17 protein-coding genes are annotated in these 19,977 nt (G+C 63.7%); 8 read left to right on the forward strand and 9 right to left on the reverse strand.

Going from position 1 to position 19,977, the window contains the following annotated elements:
• Positions 1–167: 167 nt before the first annotated feature.
• Complete coding sequence (locus ACLRDN_RS04370) at positions 168–710, forward strand: YaeQ family protein (protein WP_413459120.1); 543 nt, start codon at positions 168–170, stop codon at positions 708–710.
• Positions 711–772: 62 nt separating this feature from the next.
• On the forward strand, positions 773–1,156 hold the full coding sequence (locus ACLRDN_RS04375; RefSeq protein ID WP_413460341.1) for an SOS response-associated peptidase family protein: 384 nt from the start codon (positions 773–775) through the stop codon (positions 1,154–1,156).
• A gap of 29 nt (positions 1,157–1,185) precedes the next feature.
• Here ACLRDN_RS04375 and ACLRDN_RS04380 read toward each other — a convergent pair whose 3' ends face one another.
• From ACLRDN_RS04380 to mltB, 5 genes are all read right to left on the reverse strand, one after another.
• Complete coding sequence (locus ACLRDN_RS04380) at positions 1,186–4,521, reverse strand: autotransporter domain-containing protein (RefSeq protein WP_413459121.1); 3,336 nt, start codon at positions 4,519–4,521, stop codon at positions 1,186–1,188.
• Positions 4,518–4,883, reverse strand: coding sequence for a hypothetical protein (locus tag ACLRDN_RS04385; protein WP_413459122.1), 366 nt, complete (start codon positions 4,881–4,883; stop codon positions 4,518–4,520). Before ACLRDN_RS04385 ends, ACLRDN_RS04380 begins: the two co-directional genes overlap by 4 nt.
• Before the next feature lie 339 nt (positions 4,884–5,222).
• Positions 5,223–6,395 carry a phosphotransferase enzyme family protein gene (locus tag ACLRDN_RS04390; protein ID WP_413459123.1) on the reverse strand — a complete coding sequence of 391 codons (1,173 nt, stop codon included), beginning with the start codon at positions 6,393–6,395 and terminating at the stop codon, positions 5,223–5,225.
• Between the two features lie 22 nt (positions 6,396–6,417).
• Positions 6,418–8,589, reverse strand: a complete 2,172-nt coding sequence (locus ACLRDN_RS04395; RefSeq protein WP_413459124.1) for a TonB-dependent siderophore receptor — start codon at positions 8,587–8,589, stop codon at positions 6,418–6,420.
• Positions 8,590–8,662: 73 nt separating this feature from the next.
• Complete coding sequence (mltB, locus tag ACLRDN_RS04400; protein ID WP_413459125.1) at positions 8,663–9,826, reverse strand: lytic murein transglycosylase B; 1,164 nt, start codon at positions 9,824–9,826, stop codon at positions 8,663–8,665.
• A 215-nt stretch (positions 9,827–10,041) separates the two neighbouring features.
• Here mltB and ACLRDN_RS04405 point away from each other — a divergent pair, with 215 nt between their 5' ends.
• A complete protein-coding gene (locus ACLRDN_RS04405; protein ID WP_413459126.1) occupies positions 10,042–10,983 on the forward strand; it encodes a histone deacetylase family protein in 942 nt (313 codons plus the stop codon).
• 119 nt (positions 10,984–11,102) lie between these two features.
• Here the strand turns inward: ACLRDN_RS04405 and ACLRDN_RS04410 are convergent, their stop codons facing one another.
• The gene (locus ACLRDN_RS04410) at positions 11,103–12,023 is read right to left on the reverse strand and encodes a LysR family transcriptional regulator (RefSeq protein WP_413459127.1); all 921 of its coding nucleotides are present in this window, start codon (positions 12,021–12,023) and stop codon (positions 11,103–11,105) included.
• A gap of 194 nt (positions 12,024–12,217) precedes the next feature.
• On the opposite strand from ACLRDN_RS04410, the gene ACLRDN_RS04415 reads away from it, so the two are divergent.
• Positions 12,218–13,648 carry an MFS transporter gene (locus ACLRDN_RS04415; protein WP_413459128.1) on the forward strand — a complete coding sequence of 477 codons (1,431 nt, stop codon included), beginning with the start codon at positions 12,218–12,220 and terminating at the stop codon, positions 13,646–13,648.
• A gap of 140 nt (positions 13,649–13,788) precedes the next feature.
• Positions 13,789–14,745 (forward strand): ribosome biogenesis GTPase YlqF, encoded by a 957-nt coding sequence (gene ylqF / locus ACLRDN_RS04420; RefSeq protein ID WP_083859647.1) that lies wholly within the window; start codon positions 13,789–13,791, stop codon positions 14,743–14,745.
• Between the two features lie 158 nt (positions 14,746–14,903).
• Here the strand turns inward: ylqF and ACLRDN_RS04425 are convergent, their stop codons facing one another.
• From ACLRDN_RS04425 to ACLRDN_RS04435, 3 genes are all read right to left on the reverse strand, one after another.
• Positions 14,904–15,701 carry a MetQ/NlpA family ABC transporter substrate-binding protein gene (locus ACLRDN_RS04425; RefSeq protein ID WP_088754782.1) on the reverse strand — a complete coding sequence of 266 codons (798 nt, stop codon included), beginning with the start codon at positions 15,699–15,701 and terminating at the stop codon, positions 14,904–14,906.
• A gap of 63 nt (positions 15,702–15,764) precedes the next feature.
• Entirely contained in the window at positions 15,765–16,418 is a 654-nt protein-coding gene (locus tag ACLRDN_RS04430; RefSeq protein WP_034333917.1) for a methionine ABC transporter permease, read from the reverse strand.
• Positions 16,408–17,445, reverse strand: coding sequence for a methionine ABC transporter ATP-binding protein (locus ACLRDN_RS04435; RefSeq protein ID WP_413459129.1), 1,038 nt, complete (start codon positions 17,443–17,445; stop codon positions 16,408–16,410). The genes ACLRDN_RS04430 and ACLRDN_RS04435 overlap by 11 nt, the downstream gene beginning before the upstream one ends.
• 410 nt (positions 17,446–17,855) lie before the next feature.
• Between ACLRDN_RS04435 and ACLRDN_RS04440 the strand changes: the two genes are divergently transcribed.
• From ACLRDN_RS04440 to ACLRDN_RS04450, 3 genes are all read left to right on the forward strand, one after another.
• Positions 17,856–18,098: a type II toxin-antitoxin system Phd/YefM family antitoxin gene (locus tag ACLRDN_RS04440; RefSeq protein ID WP_413459130.1), complete on the forward strand. Its 243-nt coding sequence runs from the start codon at positions 17,856–17,858 to the stop codon at positions 18,096–18,098.
• Positions 18,095–18,352 carry a type II toxin-antitoxin system YoeB family toxin gene (locus ACLRDN_RS04445; protein ID WP_413459131.1) on the forward strand — a complete coding sequence of 86 codons (258 nt, stop codon included), beginning with the start codon at positions 18,095–18,097 and terminating at the stop codon, positions 18,350–18,352. The genes ACLRDN_RS04440 and ACLRDN_RS04445 overlap by 4 nt, the downstream gene beginning before the upstream one ends.
• Positions 18,353–18,578: 226 nt before the next feature.
• Entirely contained in the window at positions 18,579–19,832 is a 1,254-nt protein-coding gene (locus ACLRDN_RS04450; RefSeq protein WP_413459132.1) for a porin, read from the forward strand.
• Positions 19,833–19,977: the final 145 nt, after the last annotated feature.

Consider the following 19,977-nt stretch of genomic DNA (forward strand, 5'->3'; position numbering starts at 1 on the left):
ACAGGCATTGTCGCACGGCCACAGTGGTGCCAACCACGATGACCGGTCGCCAGTTTGACCTGCGCCATCACAATCGCCCACGGCCGGGCCAGATCGGCTATGCTTGCCAACCTTTGGCGGCGCGGCCTGGCTGCGCCGCAGCCTTTTTCTCGCACGAACAGATTCCCATGGCGCTCAAATCCACCATCTTCAAGGCCGACCTGCAGATTTCCGACATGGACCGGCACTATTACCAGCAGCATGCCCTGACCATCGCCCGCCATCCTTCCGAGACTGATGAGCGCATGATGATCCGGGTACTGGCCTTCGCCCTCAACGCCAGCGAGGCGCTGGCCTTCGGCAAGGGCTTGTCCGATACCGATGAGCCTGACCTGTGGCAAAAGGACCTGACCGGCGCCATCGAAGTGTGGGTGGAAGTGGGCCAGCCGGATGACCGCGCCATCCTCAAGGCCTGCGGCCGTGCAGACAAGGTGCTGGTCTACAGCTACAGCAGCACCTCGCACATCTGGTGGAACCAGACCGGCAGCCGCGTGGACCGCGCCAAGAACCTCAAGGTCGTCAACATCCCGGCCGAGGCCAGCCAGGCCCTGGCGGCGCTGGCCCAGCGCACCATGCAGCTGCAATGCACGATCCAGGACGGGCAGATCTGGCTGGGCGCCAATGAAAACATGGTGTTGATCGAGCCGGAGACCATCAAGGACTTTGCCTGATTGTCTGCATCAGGCCGCTTCAAACCAAGCGCAGAAGCGACAAGAGCCAGGGCCATACCTGCCTGTTGCCGATGCAGTGCTTCCACGAACCGAACCATGAATCCGGCCGCGCCCAGCGCTGGGCCAGCGGCATGGTCGACGACCACCCGTTCTGCGTGGCGGGCCTCTGGCGCACCTGGGAAGAGGCAGAGGGCGGCTACGCATTTTCGTTTGCGCAGTTCACCATCAACGCTGACCAGCATCCGTTGATGAAGCGTTTTCACATGCCGGGAGAGGAAAAGCGCAAGCTGGTCATCATCCCGTGCGCGCACTATCAGCAGTGGCTCGATGCCGGCACGCCCGAGCACGCAGCGGCGATGCTGCTGAACTACCCGGCGACGCAGATGAAGACATGGCCCGCACCCAAGGCGCCGGCCGGCGGGCAGCAGAGCGGCTTGCTGTTCTGATGGATCCGCACTGCTGCCATGCCAGCGAGTTACCAGCGATAACGCCAGCCCGCCACCACGGCGTGCTGGGTCTGCAGGTCGTTGAGGCCCAAGTTGTAGTCCAGGAACAGGCTCGACGCCTGGCCCAGCTTGCCGGACAGGCCCGCACCCAGCACCAGGCCATCGCGCTTCTGTTGCAGGCCCGCGACCTGGAAGTTGACGCCCGGCGCGCCCTGGAACGAGGCATTGAGGCTGCCGCCGGCATCCAGCCATTGATGGCTCCAGAAGGCGCGCAGCTCGCTGTGCAGCTTGCCGTCTTCGCGCAGGGGCAGGTGCCAGCGGGCACCCACCATCGACACCGCCGAGCGTGAAGTCTGCGCACTGGCATTGAGGCCGAGCACATCGGCACCGATTTCGGAGAAGGCATCCTGGCGCAGCAGCGTGCCTTGCAGCGAGACCAGCGGCTCGAACACGTAGCTGCCACGATCGATACGATAGCTGGCCTCGGCATGCAGGCCCAGTTCATCGCCGTGGTAGTCGCCGGTCGCGCGCGAGGCATCATTGCCGATCACGATGCTGCGCTGGGTAGCGTACTTGTTGCGGCCATAACCGACAATGCCCTTGAAGCGCCAGTCACCGCTCTGGTACTGCGCGTACACGGCGACCTGATGGCCTTCGACCTTGGCGCTGTCGCCGGCGGTGTTGTAGGCCAGGCGGGTATTGTCGTAGTGATAGGCCAGGCCCACGCTCCAGCGATCATCCAGCACCCGTTCCACCCCCATCAGCAGGCCATTGCTGTTACTGGTGTAGCCGGCGGCGTTGCCGTCGGAGCGGGTATTGCCGTGGCCGCCCGCGACCTGCGCCCAGGCGCCGCCATCTTCGCGTACACGCAGGGGCCACAGACCACTGCTGCCGTTGCTGCTGTCGGTCATGGTGGCGGCGCTGTACTGGTAGTCATAGCGATCCGTCTCGGCCGAGGCCAGTTGCAGCTGGCTCATCGCCAGACCGCTGCCGGCGGAGAAGGCGGACCCGCCGCCGATGTTGCGGTTACCCAGGGTCTGCAGCGATTGGCCCATCAGGCCCAGCGTGGACAGGCCCTGATAGGCGCGCCCCCCCAGGCTCTCGAAGGCGCTGCGTGCCTGCGCCGCCGACAGGCCGTCGATCAGCGCCAGTTTGGCGCGCATGGCGCTGGACAGGCTTGCCAGCTGGCCGGCCTGGGTCAGGGCATTGGCCACGCTGGCCTGGTTGCCGTTGGTGGTGACCGAGGCATAGCTGTTGCCGTTGCGCGCCATCGTCAGTTGCACCGCATTGCCGGTATAGCTGACCGTAGGCGAAACAAAGGCAAAGTCGCTGCGCACGGCATTGAAGGTGCCGTTCACGGTGCCGCTGGTCGACAGGATGGTATAGGGCGTGCTCAGCGCATAGGCGCCGCTGCCGGCGGCGATGGACAGGCTGCCGGCCAGGGCGGCATTGCCGTTGACCTGGATCAGGCCGCCGCTGCCGTCGGCGCTGGTGCTGACCTGGGTAGTGGCGCCGTCCTGCAGGTTCAGATTGCCCTGCACCGTCAGCGTCGACGTGCCGGCCGTGGCCAGCGTGCCACCGGCGGCGACCGTGGTGCTGCCCACCGTGCCGGTGCCGGAGAGGGTGCCGCCACTGTTGACGCGCACTGTGCCACCCAGCACGCCGTTGACACTGAGCTTGCCGCCATTGACATTGGTGCTGCCGGCGAAGCTGGTCGAGTTGCCGCTGAAGACCGTTTCGCCGGCCAACTGGTTGATCGTGCCGTTGCCCGAGATGGCCGCTGCCAGCGTGTAGTTGCTGCTGCCGCTGGCATTGTGGTTCAGGTTCAGCGTACCGTTGCCGGCGCCGAAGGCCAGCGATGTGGTGTCGAGCTGGCCGGGCGCGGCTGCCGTGCTGCCAGGGGCGGCGCCAACGTTGAGGGTACCTGTGGAACCACTGCTGGTGGCGATGCGGATGACCGAGGCGGTAGCGCGCGCGCCGTCGCTGATGGTCAGGGTGCCATTGCCACCGGCCCCGACATGCAAGGAATTGGTGGTGATCCAGGCCGAGTTGGCACCGGTTAGCGTCACGCTGCCGTTGCTGTTGGCATTGTTGGCGATATAGCTGCGGTTGCCGGTGACCTGCCCACCATCGGAGATGGTCAACGTACCGTTGCCCAGACGACCAACATTGACGTCCGAACTGCTGCTCCAGGTGGAGCCGGCCCCGGTCACCGTCATGGTGCCGGAGGCGCCATTGAGGTCGCCCAGCAGCCCCTGCACATCGTTGATGCGGCCGCCGCCGGAAATGACTACGCTGCCTGTAGCACCATTGTTGTGCCCGACAAAGAAGTCTCCCGAGTGGTTCCAGACCGAGCCGCTGCCAGTGACGAGGGCGCTGCTGTTGGACCCCGCTTCGGTTCCCACATAGCCATCGGTGCTGGTGACGTTGCCGCCTCCCGAGATGGTCAGGTTGCCGCTGCCGACGTTGCCCACGTAGAGCACGCCGGTGTTGATCCATTTGGTGCCGCTGCCGGACACGGTGACATTGCCGCTGCTGCCGGCCAGGTGGCCGACCAGAGCGCCAGTATCGGTGACCACGCCGCCATTGCTGATGCTGAGGTTGCCGCTGGCGCCGTCGCCGTAGCCGATTGACAGGCGATCGCTGGCGGTGAAGTTGGCATTGTTGACCGTGAGCGTGCCGCGCGCGCCAGTGACGTCACCCAGATGCACGACCGCAGCGGTAGCATTGGCGCCACTGCTGACGGTGAGCCATCCAGTGCCGCCAGTGGAACCGGAGCTGGCATCGCCGCCCACGGTGAGGTTGCCCGCCGCCAGCGAAGAACCGGTGCCGCTGACGCTGACGCTGCTGTTGGAGGTGTCCTGGCGCCCGATTATCGTATTGGCGCTGCTGACATTGGCACTGCCGCTGATGGTGAGGTTGCCATTGTTGACCGTGCCCACGAAGAGCGAACCGGTATTGGTCCATCGACTGCCGGCGCCGCTGATAGCGACCGTTGCCAGTGTGCTGCTGGCGGTACCGATCACGCCGGTGACGGAATCTACCGTGGAACCACCGGTGATGGAAAGGCTGGCGCTGCCGCCACTGCCGATCGTGAGGCGGTCGCCGATCAGCCATTGCGCCCCGTTGATCAGGCTGGCGCTGCCATTGCTGCCGCCGCCGCTACCCAGCACCACCGAGCCGCTCATGTTGACGACACCGCCATCGATCTGCATCGTGCCGACCGCCCCGGTGTTGCCGATGACCAAGCCGTTGCCGATCAGGCTGCTGGCGGTATTGATCGTGAGGTTGCCTACGCCACCGCTGCCACCACCGACATAAGTGGTGCCGCTGACGTTGGCGACCGCCCCGGCGTCAAGCGTCAACGACCCGACGCCATTGAGGCCGACGATCGCATCGCCGCTGCTGTTGAGCCTGGCGCTGCCATTGGTGCCGCTGCCGGTATCTGCAGGTTGCCCACCGTACTGCCGCCGACGGTCAGTGCCTGGATGGTGGTATTGCTGGAAAGCACCGGATCGACGCCGGGATAGGCATTGATGACCGCAGCATCCGTGGATGTGGGGGCTGCCCCCGTCCATTGCCAGTTGCTGTTGTTGGTCCAGTTGTTGTCGACGTTGCCGGTCCACGACGCCACCTGAGCGTTCGCGGTGCTGCCGATCAGCAGCAGTGTTGCCAGTGCGCTGACTGGCAACGGTCTTGCATTAGCGAAGCTGCGCTTCGATTGCATGATTCCCCCCTGGGTAAGAGGCTGCCTGTTGCCGACATCTCTTTGCGGATGCGCTGGCGTTGCAGCCGATGCTTATTTTTGATTGATCTTTACGGAAAGCCGTCATGATTTTACAAGTATCAAAGCACTCTTATGGCGGGAGCGATTATTTTTTGTGGAAGCGGCTCCCCTCGGCGAGCCGCTTTTTGCTGTTGACGCGCCTACCAGAAATTTCGAGGCGCATCGATACATCGCAGTCGGCGCTGTTCGGAATCATTCGGTTCCAAATAACGGCGCGACTATCCGGCTGGCGACGATTGTCGCCCGGACGTGTGTTGTTAATCTACGGCTGGTAAAAACTTAGTTTTTGTCGAGCGCCTGCGCGCGTTGTTCCAGATGCCCCAGCAGCCGCTGCCCTTCGCTGGAATGGAACCAGTCGGCATGGCCGAGGAAGTAGGTGTCATAGGCCAGCGAAGCATTCTGCGGCGACTGCGTCACGCCATGGAAGTAATCCAGTTCGGCCAGCGCGAACTCGGCATGCACCAGCGGCAGCAAGGCCGCCAGGGCGCGCATCTGGCGTGCCGTCAGGGGCAGGGTGGCGGCATAGCCATCGAGCATTGCATCCAGCAGATCCAGGTGCACCAGCTGCACCGCCCGCTGGGGAATGGCCAACCATTCGACGATGTTGCGCTCGATGGCTGTAGCCAGGTCGTGCAAGGCGCAGGTGCGGTCACACAAGCCGAAATCGAGCACAGTCTGCACCTGTGCTTCACGCGTGGCATCGCTCCACAGCAGGTTGGAGGCGTGCCAGTCATTGTGCGTCCACAAGGGGACGAATTCATCCAGATAGGGTTTGAGTGCGGCATGCCAGGGCAGCAGGTGCTGCGCCACTTCGCCGCGCCAGGGGCGGCTTTCGAGATAGTCGGCAATGGCCGGGCGCTGCTCGATGTAATGCTGCAGTGGACGGACCGGATCTTCTTGCGAGAAGATGGTGAAGCTCGACACCAGCGGACGTGCTGGCCGCGCCGGCGCATCGTAACCGGCCGAGGCCTGGTGCAGGCGGGCCAGCATCTGTCCTGCTGAATGCGCATGGGTGCAACTGGTGAAGGGCGTCCACGACATCGCCTCGCGATACAGGTCGACCCCCGGCGCCAGCGGGAAAACTTCATAGGTCCAGTAATCGTCGGCCAGCGCGGTAGCGCCCTCAGCGGTGGCCAGGGCGTTGCTGACCGGCAGCCCGCCTGCCTGCAGGTGCGCGGCAAAGCGGTGCTCCTCGGCCAGCGCCGCCACGTCGCGCACGCGCGCATGATGGCGCTTGACGATGATGGGCCCGCTCTCGGTCTGCATGACGCAGGCCGCCGAGAACGGACGCGGACTGTGCCACTCCAGCCGCAGCGGCTGGCCCACGCCAGGGTAATGGCGCAGCACGCGCGCCACCTCGGCCGAGGTCAGCGCGGGCCAGTCGGAGATGACCGGCTCCACGCCCATGCCGTGGCTGATGACGCGGGTCAGGTGATGGGAAGCGGCGTCCATGGTGACTCAGCAGGGCGGCAAATCAGAAATCATATTGCAGCGACAGCCGCGCGGTACGCGGCGCACCGAGGTGTACATAGCCGTCGCCCAGGTACTGGCCGGCATCCTTCCAGTAACGCTTGTCGAAGACGTTGTCGAGGTTGGCGCGCAGGGTGGCGGTGTGGCCGCTGATACGCAACTGGTAGCGCAGGCCGGCATTGAACACATGCACCGCCGGCAGGCTCACGCTGCCATCGCGGGTGGCGGGCTTGCTGGCGCTGTAGAGCCAGCTGCCCATCAGGTTCACGCCTTCCACACCCGGCAGGGCATAGTCGGCATAGACGCTGCTGCGCAGGCGCGGCACGTTGACCACTTGCTGGCCATCGTAAGCAGCGGTGCCGGTGTCGCTGGCGCGCGCGCGGGTGGCCGTCACGCTGGCACCCACGGCCAGGCGCGGGGTGAGCTTGCCGCTGGCGCCGAGTTCGAGGCCGGTGTTGGTTTGCTTTCCTTGCTGGACGTAGGTGAATCCTTCTGGGGTGTCATCGGGCTGCTGAAATTCGTAGGCCTTGCGAATGCGGAATACGGCGGCGCTCAGTGCGAGGTCGGGGGAAACATCGTACTTCATCCCTGCCTCCAGTTGCCGAGCAACTGATGGTGGTAATACTTTGAATCTGTTGTTAGTCCAAAAGGGCGCTGTAGTACCCAACGTCAGCGTCTCGGCATAGCTGCCGTAGAGCGAGATGTTCGGCATCGGTTTGAAGATCAGCGCAAGCTGCGGCAGGAACAGGTTGCGCGAGGTGGTCCGAGTGACGCTACCGTCGTTGCCGAAGGCCTGCTCGTGGAGCCACACTTGGCGGCCCCCCGCGATGGCCTGCCAGCGCTCAGAAAATTGCAACCGATCACTGAAGAAAAGTGCCTTCTGTCGGCCGTCCAGATTTCTGTAGGCCGGTTGGATGATCGCATCTGCAGGAGCGAGCTGCTCGGTGCCGGTGTAGATATTCCCGCTTCCCACCTGCACGCTGAAGCCATCCGATTTATCCACCACCCGGCGCGACATGGCCACACCCATGGTCAGCTCATGCTTGAGCCAACCGGTCGCGAATTTGCCGATCATGACCGCTTGGGCTTCATCATTGCGGCGTTCGTCATTGGGCACGCGATAGTCATACACATCGAAATCGCCATTGGCCGCAAAGGTCGAGGAAGCCCCGCCACCGCTGCCGTAAGGGAAGGCCAGGTAGTCATCGATGACCGCCCGGCTGCGGCCGGCCTGCACGTAACCATGCCAGTTGGCATTGAAATCGGTATCCACCCGCAGGCGGTAGTTGAGCGAGCTGTCACGCACCGGCTGCGCCCATGATTGCGGCGTCAGCATGGTCTTGGGCGAGACGCCCGAGGGCAGCGTGGTGCCGCCCAGCAGCTGGTAACCGGCCACCGAGTGCTGGGCCTTCTGCTGGTATTCGGCATCGAATTGCACCAGCGTTTTCGATGACAGCGCCCAGGTCGCCGAGAGCGAAGCGAAGTCGCGCCAGCCATCGCCATTGTTGACGTAGGAGTGGATGTCTTCATGCGCGGCATTGATGCGCAGGCCGAACTGTTTCTGTTCACCGAAGAGCGTGCCCAGGTCGGTGGCCAGATAGCGCGATCCATAAGAGTCGGTCCCCAGCGTGATCGAACGCACATCGGCCGGGCGCTTGGTGACGTAATTGACGATGCCGCCCGCGCTGCTCACACCGGCCTGCAGGCCGGCCACACCCTTGAGGAATTCGACGCGCTCCTTGTTCTCCAGCGCGATGGTCTGTTCGCCGGCCACGGTGAGGCCATCGATGCGATAGGCGCTGGCCGGGTCCAGGGTGATGCCGCGGATGCTGAAGTTTTCGTAGTAACCGACCGGGGCATAGTTCTCGTTGATGGAGGCATCGTTCTTGACCACATCCGAGAGCAGGCGCGATTGCTGGTCGCGCATCTGCGCAGCGGTGACCACGGCGACCGAGGCGGGCGTATCGATCAGCGGCGCATCGTCGAAACCGGCCACGCCGGCCGAGCGCACGCGGCTGGCGTCGCGGCCGGTGCCGCTGGCGGTGACGTTGACGGTGGGCAGGGACTCGCCCTTGTCGTCGGCGGCGTCAGCCGCACGGGCGATGGCCGGAAGGCCCAGCGAGGTGCCGGCCAGCGTCAGCATGAGCGTGGAGGCCAGGGGTGCAATGCGTTTCATCGTGGTTCTGTCGTGGAAAGGAAGCAGCAGGAGCGCGCCGGGCACGCTCCCTCATTGAGGTTCGGGTGGAAGTTCAGCGATTGCGCGCCGAGGCAACGGCACGGCCGAGGTCGGCCACCGACATCGCATAGAAGTAGCTGCGATTGTACTGCGTGATGGCGTAGAAGTTGTTGGTGGCCACCCAGTACTCGGTCGGGCCGGTGCCGTTCTGCAGGTCGACCAGGCCGTAGCGCAGGCCGGCCGGCAGGGCGGACGTGGAGATGCCGGCCGCCTGCAGTTCCTCGACGGTGTACTTGGCTTCCAGGCCCTGGTTGAGCATGGCTTCCCACTGGCGGTTGTCATTCGAGACCGTGACCGGGAAGGCCACCGGTTCACCGCGCTGCCAGCCGTGCACGGCCAGGTAGTGGGCCACGCTGCCGATGGCGTCCACCGGCGAATTGCGCAGGTCGATCTTGCCATCGCCATCGAAGTCCACCGCGTATTCGCGGATGCTGCCCGGCATGAACTGCGGCCAGCCGATGGCGCCGGCGTACGAGCCGCGCAAGGACATCGGATCGATGCCGGCCTCGCGCGCCAGCAGCAGGGTGTTTTCCAGTTCGCCCCGGAAGAAGGCCATGCGGGCGTCACGGTTGGCGGTGTTGGGGTAGTCGAAGGCCAGCGTGGTCAGCACATCCATCACGCGGAAGTTGCCGGTGTTGCGGCCATAGACGGTTTCCACGCCGATGATGCCGACGATGATTTCCATGGGCACGCCGTATTGCGCCTCGGCGCGGGCCAGGGCCACGCCATAGGTGTTCCAGAAATCGACACCGGCATTGATGCGCACCGGTTCCACGAAGCGCGCGCGGTAGGCCGCCCAGTTCTTGGGCTTGGTGCTGGGGGCCGGCTTGATGAGCTGGATGGCGCTGTCCACGTAGCGGGTCTGGGCGAAGAGGGCGTTGAGATCGCCGCGCTGGAACTGGTTGCGTTCGGCCATCTCATCCATGAAGCGGGCCACGTCCTTCCACTCGTTGAAGTTGACGAACTCGCCCTGGTCGTCAGCGGCCACCTTCTTCTTGGCTTGCGGCTTGGCTTTTTTCTCTGCCGCTTTCTTGTCTTTCTTGTCCACCGCCTTTTTCTGGGTTTTCTTGTCCACAGGCTTGCCGTCCTGCGCCTGCACGGTCATCGGCAAGGCACACAGTGTGGACATCAGCAGGGTGGAGGCGAGGGCGGTCAGGCGAGGCAGGGAAATGGGCATGAGCAGGATGAGCAGCAGGGGAGGCCAGACAAGCGGGCAAGTATACCGCATCGGCCGTCGCGCCCCGCGCTGGTGCATGATGCCGACGCGGCTTTGACCACGTCAGGCGACAGCCAATGTACACTAGTCCAAGGAGACAACCCGGCTAGGCTGGTGTTTGCCGGGTGGCAATATCATCGCAACAAGATCGCAACGAGATTGCAACAAGAGCAAGAATGACCACCGCCATCTATACGCACGCCGATTGCCAGCGCCATGAAATGGGTGACTGGCACCCCGAGACGCCCGCTCGCCTGGAGGCGATCGAAGACCAACTGATTCTGAGCCGCATCGACCAGTTCCTCGACCGCCGCGAAGCCCCGCTGGCCGATCCGGCCGAACTGGAGCGGGTGCACACCGCCGCCGCCGTCGATTACGTGCGCGAGCACAGCCATGCCTTAAGCCTCTCGGGCGAACACTACCATTCGGTCGATGGCGACACCCTGCTCAACAAGCACAGCTGGAAAGCTGCCCTGCGCGCGGCGGGCGCGGCGGTGGCCGCCACCGATGCGGTGCTGGCCGGCGAACTGGACAATGCCTTCTGCGCAGTGCGTCCGCCGGGCCATCACGCCACACCCGGCCAGGCCATGGGCTTCTGCCTGTTCAACAACGTGGCGGTGGCGGCGCGCCATGCGATCGACGTGCATGGGCTGGAACGCGTGGCCGTCATCGATTTCGACGTGCATCACGGCAATGGCACCGAAGACATCTTCGCCCATGATCCGCGGGTGCTGATGGTGAGTTTTTTCCAGCATCCCTTCTATCCCTTCTCGGGCGACGGGCCGACCGAATCGCACATCGTCAACGTGCCGGTGCCGGCCTATTCCGATGGCAGTGCGGTGCGTCAGCTGGTGACCGAGAAATGGCTGCCGGCGCTGCATGCGCACCAGCCGCAGATGATCTTCATCTCGGCCGGTTTCGACGCCCACCGCGAGGATGACATGGGCCAGATGGGCCTGGTGGAAGCGGATTACGCCTGGATGACGCGGCAGATCATGAAGATCGCCGACCAGTACGCCAAGGGCCGCATCGTCAGTTGCCTGGAGGGCGGCTACAACCTCTCTGCGCTGGGGCGCAGCGTGGTGGCCCACCTGAAGGTGCTGGCCGACCTGGAATGAATCTTAGATTTTCCACAGGTGTTTCTAAGAAATGGTGCGATAAAAACTAAGGTTTTTATCGCGCCTTGTTTTTATGCACAGGGCACAGGGTGCAGTCTGTACGGCGTGCGCTGCATTCTTCATCCAACCTCGGCAGGCGCATTGGCCTCATGTGCCTCATGCGCCTCATGGGGCTCATAGGCCTCATAGGCCGCAATGATCGCATCGGCCACCGCCCGCACCCGTGCCGTGCGGTTCAGGTCGCTGTGCAGCACCAGCCACATGTCGTAAGGCACGGCCCGCTGCGGCCAGATGCGCACAAGGCCGCTGGCCTTGTCGCCTACGTGGGTGGGCAGTTCGCCAATGCCGAAACCGGCCTGCAGGCTGTCGTACATGACCAGTCCGGTACTGACTTCCATGGCCACGCTGGCGTGGGCGATGGATTCGCCGCAGATCTGCTCGGACTTGCTGGGCGAGACGCTGCGCGGATAGATCACCACGTCATGTCCCTTCAGGCCCGTACCGGGATCGGGCAGGCCGCGCTTTTTCACATAGGCTTTCGAGGCGTACATGCCGGTATGCAGCCGCTTCAGGTGGCGCGCGATCAGGTCCGGCGCGTCCGGGCGCACGGTGCGCACGGCGATGTCGGCCTCGCGCTTGGTCAGGTTGGTGATCTGGGTGGAGGTTGAGAGCACCACGCGGATTTTCGGATGTGCCTGGCGCAGCCGGTGCAAGGCCGGTAACAGGAAATGGCGCGCCGTGATGTCGGTGGTCGCCAGCCGCACCACGCCGCACAGCCGTTCATCCATGCCCTGCATCTGGCGTTGCAGTTGTTCCGCGCCTTGCTCCATCTGGGTGGCGGCTGCCGCCGCCAGTTCGCCCGCCGGGGTGGGCACATAGCCGCTGGGCGTGCGCAGGAACAGGCGCGCACCCAGCGAGCTTTCCAGAGAGGCCAGACGGCGGCCCACAGTGGCCTGGTCGATCTCCAGATGTTCGGCGGCCCCGCGCAGGGTGCCCACGCGATAGATGGCCAGGAAGATGCGGGCGTTGTCCCAATCCATGATGTGCCTTTGCTGCAAGAGGGGATTGCGTGAGGGGAGGGTGATGCAAATTTGCATCAGCGCGCTGATTTTATACCTCTTTATTGCATCACTGCCCAAGCCTAGAATCTGCCCCATTGAACCCCGCCCCGGCGTTTCCCGGTCGCGGGATTGCGGTTCTCCCTCGCACCCTGCGTGCAGAAAGTCTTGTTGCCATGTCTTCCACCCAATGCCCTCGTGCGCCAGCCCCGGTGCTGGCACCTCCCCTTGCCGATGCCGCCCCGCATGCCGGCATGCTGCCGCTGGTGGCCCTGGCCATCGGTTTCGTCATGGCCATGCTGGATGTGACGGTGGTCAACGTCGGGCTGTCCAATATCTCCACCAGCCTGGATGCGCCCTTGTCGATGCTGGTGTGGATCGTCGACGGCTACACGCTGACCTTTGCCGCCATGCTGCTGGTGGGTGGCGCCCTGGCCGACCGCTTCGGTGCGCGCCGGCTTTATCTGACCGGCCTGTGCCTGTTCGTACTGGCCTCGCTGCTGTGCGGGGCTGCACCCAACGGGCCCTTCCTGATCGCGGCTCGCCTGCTGCAGGGGTTGGGCGCGGCCTTCTTCATGCCCAGTTCGCTGAGCCTGCTCACCCACGTGTATGAGGATGACCGCGTGCGTGCCCGCATGCTGGGCGTCTGGTCGGCCACCGTCGGCCTGGCCGCGGCTGCCGGGCCGCTGCTGGGCGGCGTGCTGATCCACTGGCTGGGCTGGCGCAGCGTGTTCCTCATCAACGTGCCGGTGGGCCTGCTGGGTTTGCTGATGGCGCGCAAGCTCATTCCCGAGGTCGCCGGGCACGCCCGTGCGCTGCACCTCTTCAGCCACCTGGCCGGGGTGGTGATGTTGGCAGGGCTTTCCTTCGTGCTGATCCAGGGACCGGTGTATGGCTGGGTTTCGCCGCGCATCCTGGCGGCACTGGCGGTGGCGGTGCTGGCCGCCGTGGCGCTGGTGCGCCATGAACTGCGCGGCATTGCGCCGCTGCTGCCCAAGGCCTTGTTTGCCACCCCGCAGTTTGCGGCGGCCAATGGCATTGGCTTTCTGATCAACTTCGGCATCTATGGCAACCTGTTCTACCTGGCGCTGTTCCTGCAGCAGGGACGCGGCGCGGATGCCCTGCAGACCGGCCTGCAACTGGTGCCGATGATGGCTGTGGTTTTCTTCGGCAACCTGATGTCGGGCCGCATGGCCGCGCACTGGGGGCCGCGCGTGCCGCTGCTGCTGGGCCTGTCGGTGGGGACCGTCTTCACCGTCGTGGCCATGAGTTTCCGTCCCGAGACGCCGTACTGGCTGCTGGCCCTGGTGTGCGCCGCAGCCAACCTGGGCATCAGTACCGCCATCCCCTCCATGACCACGGTGGTCATGCAGGTGGCCGGCAAGGCCCACGCCAACAGTGCGGCGGCGGCGCTCAATGCCAATCGCCAGATCGGTGCCTTGGTCGGCGTGGCCCTGATGGGCGCGATCCTGCACAGCATTGAGGGCTGGAACCTGCGCAATCCGCTGGCCTTCGGTGTGATGGCGCTGGGTTATGGCGTCGCCCTGTGGCTGGTGTGGCGCTTCGTAGGTGTTGTCAAGGAGCAATGGGTGACGCGCCGCACGTGAGCGCGGGTGTTGTTCCCCGTCCAACGGCCTGCCCCGACTTGCGCGCGGCAGGCCGTTTTCTTGGGGATTTGTTAGGGATTGGCGGGGCAGGGCCGTAAAATAGCGCCTTCAACGAAATACGCATCAGAAAGAAGCTCCGCATGTCCATCCAATGGTTCCCCGGTCACATGAACTCCGCCCGCCGCAAGGCCGCGGAGAGCATGGAAAAAGTCGATATGGTCATCGAAGTGGTCGATGCCCGCCTGCCGCAGGCCAGCTGCAATCCCATGATCGAGCAGCTGCGCAATGCGCGCCAGCGTCCTTGCCTGAAGATCCTCAACAAGACCGACATGGCCGATCCGGTGGCCACCCAAGCCTGGATCGACTACTACAACAGCCAGAAGGGCGTCACCGCCGTGGCCCTGTCCTGCAAGAAGCCCTCCGATGTGGCGCGCGTGCCCAAGCTGGCCATCCAGGTGGCGCCGCATCGCGGCACTGCCTTGAAGCCGCTGCGCATGATGATCATGGGCATCCCCAACGTGGGCAAGTCGACCCTGATGAATGCGCTGCTGAAAAAGCGCGTGGCCGCCGTCGGCGATGAACCGGCCGTGACCAAGACCCAGCAGCGTCTCTATCTGGGCAACAACATGGTGCTCACCGATACCCCCGGCATGCTCTGGCCCAAGATCGAGCATCCCAGCGATGGCCTGATGCTGGCGGCCAGCCATGCGGTGGGCAGCAATGCGCTGATCGAAGAGGAAGTGGCGACCTTCCTGGCCGACCTGCTGCTGCAGCGCTATCCGCAGCTGCTCAAGGCGCGCTATGGCTTCAATACCGAAGGCATGGATGGCGTGGCGGTGGTGGAGGGCGTGGCGGCCAAGCGCGGCTTCCGTCTCAAGGGCGGCGAGTACGACTTCGAGAAGGCCGCGCACACCTTCCTGCAGGATTACCGCAGCGGTGCATTGGGCCGCATCTCGCTGGAGACGCCGCAGTCGCGTGCCGAGCTGCTGGCGACCTATCAGTCCACCGACAATCCCGATGCCCTGCAGGCCGAGGATGACGAGGAAGACGACGAGGACTACGACTGGCGAGACGCTCCGGATCACCGGGGGCGTTGAATCTAAGTTTTGCTTTCCGGAAAACTTAGAAACCGGATCTCAAAAACTAAGTTTTTGGGAAATCACCGAAAAGCCGCTGATTCCCGTCCAATGAAAAAGGCCAGCTCGATGAGCTGGCCTTTTCGTTGATGCAGGCAAGTCAGGCGTTGCGTTGCGGATTACCAGGAGGTGATCACGGAACCCTTGTACTTTTCCAGCACGAACTTCTTCACTTCCGGGCTGTGGTAAGCCTTGACCAGCTTGGCGACCCAGGGCTTGTCCTTGTCGGCGATACGCACGGCGATCACGTTGGCGTAGGGACCGGTGGAGGCTTCCACGGCGATCGCATCCTTGGTCGGCGACAGGCCGGCCGATTCGGCGTAGTTGCCGTTGATGACGGCAGCGTCGAAGTCATCCAGCGAACGCGGCAGCTGGGCGGCATCCAGTTCGACGATCTTGATCTTCTTCGGATTTTCCACGATGTCCAGCGGGGTTGCCTTCAGGCCGGCATCGGCTTTCAGCTTGATCACGCCCTTGGCTTGTAGCACCAGCAGGGCGCGGCCACCGTTGGTCGGATCGTTGGGCACGCCCACGCGTGCACCTTGCTTGAGGTCGTTGAGCGACTTGATCTTCTTGGAGTACACGCCCATCGGGAAGGTGATGGTGCTGCCCACGCTCACGAACTTGTAGCCGCGGTCCTTGATCTGCGCATCCAGGTAGGGCTGGTGCTGGTAGGAGTTGGCGTCCAGGTCGCCGGCCGACAGGGCCGCGTTGGGCTGGATGTAGTCGGTGAATTCGATGACCTTCATCTGCACGCCGTCTTTTTCCAGCAGCTTCTTGACCTGTTCCATGATCTCCGCGTGGGGACCTGCGGTCACGCCCATCTTGATCTGGTCTTCGGCCATTGCCGGGGCAGACACCAGGCCGGCGGCCAGGCCCAGGCCTGCGATGAATTGAATCAACTGACGACGCTTCATGACTTTCCTTTCGAGCTTTGAGGTGGGCAGCCGATAGCTGCCATTTTTTATGAGTTGTAGCGCTCAGCGGTGGCTGAGCTTGCGGACCAGCAGGTCTCCCAGGGATTGCACCAGCTGGACGAACACGATCAGGATCAGCACCACGGCCAGCATCACTTCCGGCAGGAAGCGCTGGTAGCCGTAGCGGATGCCCAGGTCGCCCAGGCCGCCGCCACCGATGGCACCGGCCATGGCCGAATAACCGACCAGGCTGACGAAGGTGATCGTGAGACCGGCGACGATACCAGCAAATGCTTCAGGCACCAAGACCTTGTAAATGATTTGCCAGGTGGTGGCGCCCATGGCTTGCGCCGCTTCCACCAGGCCGTGATCGACTTCGCGCAGGGCGGTCTCGACCAGGCGCGCAATGAAGGGCGCGGCGGCGATGGTCAGCGGCACGATGGCGGCGGCCGTGCCGATGGAGGTGCCCACGAAGAAGCGCGTCATCGGGATCACCGCCACCAGCAGGATGATGAAAGGCGTCGAGCGCACCGCATTGACCAGCAGGCCGGCGATGCGGTTGAAGGCGACGTTGGGCAGCACGCCCTTGGATTCGGTGATGTGCAGGGCGATGCCCAGCGGAATGCCGAGCAGTGAGCCGACCACGCCCGAAATCACCACCATCATCAGCGTCTCGCCGAAGGAGCTGACGAACAGATCGATCAGTTCAGATGACATGGTTGAGCTCCTCGACGACCACGCCCTGCTCGCGCAGGTATTGCATGGCCTGGTTGATGTTGTCCTGGGTGCCGTTGGCGAGGATCGCCAGCGAACCGAATGCCTGGCCCTGGATCTCGTCGATCTGGCCGTGCAGGATGTTGAAATTCAGGTTGAAGCGGCGCACCGCTTCCGACAGGTGCGGCTGGTCCACATCGTTGCCGGTGAAGGCGAAGCGGAACAGGTGGTCGGTGCCCTGGCCAGCGTCAGCACGCGCCAGGCGTTCACGCAGGCGGGCCAGCACGCCCTTGGGCAGCTCGTGGGCGATGACGTCGCCGATCAGCGCGCGGGTGACTTCATGGCGCGGCTGGCGGAACACATCCAGCACTTCGCCCTGTTCAATCACCTGGCCGGCTTCCATCACGGCTACGCGGTCGCAGATCTGCTTGATGACTTCCATCTGGTGCGTGATCAGCACGATGGTCAGGCCCAGCTCCTTGTTGATCTTGCGCAGCAGTTCGAGGATGGAGCGGGTGGTTTCCGGGTCCAGCGCCGAGGTGGCTTCGTCCGAGAGCAGGACCTTGGGATCGTTGGCCAGGGCGCGGGCGATGCCCACGCGCTGCTTCTGGCCGCCGGAAATCTGCGCCGGATAGCGATCGCGCAGGGCGGTCAGGCCGACCAGTTCCAGCAAGGGTTCGACCTTGGCGGCGATCTCCGACTTGCTCTTGCCGGCCAGTTCCAGCGGCAGGGCGATGTTGTCGTAGACGCTGCGCGAGGAGAGCAGGTTGAAGTGCTGGAAGATCATGCCGATGCCACGGCGCGCTTCGCGCAACTGGGAGGCCGACAGCGAGGTCAGGTCCTGGCTATCAAGCACGATGCGCCCGGAAGTGGGACGGTTCAGCAGGTTCAGGGTGCGCACCAGCGTGCTCTTGCCGGCGCCGCTGCGGCCGATGATGCCAAAGATCTCGCCCTTGCGGATCGACAAATCGACATTGCGCACCGCTTCGACATTGCCGAACCGCTGGGTGACAGCTTGTATTTCGATCATGATGGAAAAGAAGAATGGCAGCGGGCGCCCGGGTGCCAGTGCCAGCGCGGCATCGTGGGACGCTGCGGGCGGGTCAGGACCTCAGGTCTCCACTGCCATCAATATTTTTATAAGAAGCCGCTATTTTAAGGCGGCACAGTTATATGGGGAAAATAAATTTTCGTCTATGCATATAACCGATGCGTCTTAGCATCGGGCGGGAACCCGCCTGCAGAGCGGCTTTGCGGGCAAATATGCACAGCGGGCTGCGGCGCTTGACTCGATGTTGAGCGAGAAAGTTGTCGAATAAGTTTTGTCGTTCACCTCATTTTTTCACTGAATGCCATCTGTGGCGGTGCCAGGGCTTATCTTCCTGAATTTTTTTGTCCGGCGTGCTGCAGCGCGCCGGGCCAAGCCCCGGAATCCTTCCCATGTACGCCTTTCCCGTCACTGACCTGGCCGAGCGTCTCGACGCGCTGCTGGAGCTGGCCGATATCGACGAAGTCATCCTCACCCGAGCGGGTGCCGACAACCTGGTGCTGGTGCGCGAACCGGTCTGGCGCGGGGTGCAGGAAGCCCTGCACCTGCTGGGCAACGACCTCAACGCGGAGCGCCTGCTGTGCAGTCTGCTGCAGTTGCGCGCCGAACTGCTGCCGCAGAAGGACACACCGTGACGCCGCTGTGGATGTCTCCCCTGGCGCGCGAGGACCTGGCCTGGTGGCGCCGCCACGACCGCCGCGTTGCGCGCCAGTTGCTTCATCTGATGCGCCGGCTGCGTGACGGCGCTTGCATTGCATCAGCCCGCCAGGTGGGCTTGCCCCTGCGCTTGCCGGGTCTTTATGCGGTGCGCCTGCAGGGTGAGCACCGGCTCGTCATCGAACGCGTGGCAGGCAGGGTCGTGATTCACCAGTGCCGTTTTCACTACTGAGTACCAGGTCAGCGGGCCGACTGGTTTGCGCGACATTGGTTGCTATAAAGCTACAGAATAGTCTCATAAAGCAATGCATTTCAAAGAATGATGCTTTTGAGAAAATAAAGTCGGTTTAGATTTGCCGTGACTTCTTGAACTTTCATTGGGAAGCCCGGGTGGTCCGCTTGCCGTGCAGCGGTACCGCCCTTCAATCAACAGCAATCAAACCACTACGGAGTACTCTATGAAAAAGTCCATCCTGGCACTGGCCGTGCTGGCGGCCTTCGGCGGCGCGGCGCATGCGCAGAGCGGCGTGACCATCTACGGCGCGGTTGACGCCAGCCTGTCCTACACCAACAAGATCTCCACTGGCGGCAAGGATACGGGCGGCCAGATGGCGCTCGATTCCGGCCTGATGAAGGGTTCGCGCCTAGGCGTCAAGGGCGTGGAAGACCTGGGCGGCGGTATCAAGGCCTTGTTCACCATCGAGAACGGTTTCAGCGTCGATACCGGCGAAGCTGGCCAGAAGGGCGTGCTGTGGGGCCGTCAGGCGACCGTGGGCCTGTCGGGCAACTTCGGTACGGTACTGGCCGGTCGCCAGAAGGATGTGTTGGATGACGTGGGCAGCATCACCTCCCCGGGCGACTTCGGTGGCGTGGTCAGCCGTGTTCACTCGCTCAATCTGGATCGCACCAATGGCGAGCGCGTCAACAACTCCATCCGCTACAACACCCCGAACCTGAACGGCTTCACCGGCAGTGTCATCTATGGCTTCGGCGAGCAGGCTGGCAGCACCGGCGCCGGCCAATCCTTTGGTCTGGGTGGTACTTACGCCAATGGTCCGCTGAACATTGGCCTGGGCTACTTCCAGAGCAAGATGGGCGGCAAGTCCGCCAGCGACGTCAACGGCGCGGCCGCTTGCAATGGCGCAGTGATGGCCATGGGCAAGGACAAGATCGGCGACAAGGCGGGCGACACTTGCCTGAAGACCTGGACGCTGGCGGCCGCGTACCAGTTTGGACCGGCGCGGGTCTATGGCTCCTACTCGCGCGTGAAGCTGCCGTTGGCCAAGGTGCCGTCGGAAATCGCCGACAATCCGAAGCACGACTACAGTTTCGCTTCGCTGGCACATCCCAAGGACCGTCATGACACGCCTCTCTACAACATGCCAGGCGACGGCGACTTCGTCATTGGCGGCTACAACAACGAGTCCAGCAGCACGCTGGACTTCGGCGTGCACTACCAGGTCTCGCCGGCCCTGTCGCTGATCAGCAGCCTGCAGTACACCCGCGCCAAGTTCGCACGCAGCGCCGACGGCCGTCTGCTGCAGGTCAACCTGGGCGCCAAGTACCAGCTGTCCAAGCGCACTTCCACCTACGCCGTCGTGCGCAACCTGCGTTCGTCCGACATGTACAGCGTTGGCCTGGCCAGCGACCGTGTGCCGGGTAGTGATCGCAGCCAGACCGGCATCAACGCCGGCCTGATCCACAGCTTCTAAGTTCTGGCACTGCATCGGGCTCGTGGGAGCCTGATGTTTGGCCCGCATCCGTCAGGATGCGGGCTTTTTTTGCGCGCCGCTGAACGCGCAGATCAATAAAAAAAACCCGCATCATCGCTGATGCGGGTTTTTTGCTTGCGGCACA

Source organism: Herbaspirillum huttiense (assembly GCF_047300815.1).
Classification (GTDB): domain Bacteria; phylum Pseudomonadota; class Gammaproteobacteria; order Burkholderiales; family Burkholderiaceae_D; genus Herbaspirillum; species Herbaspirillum huttiense_A.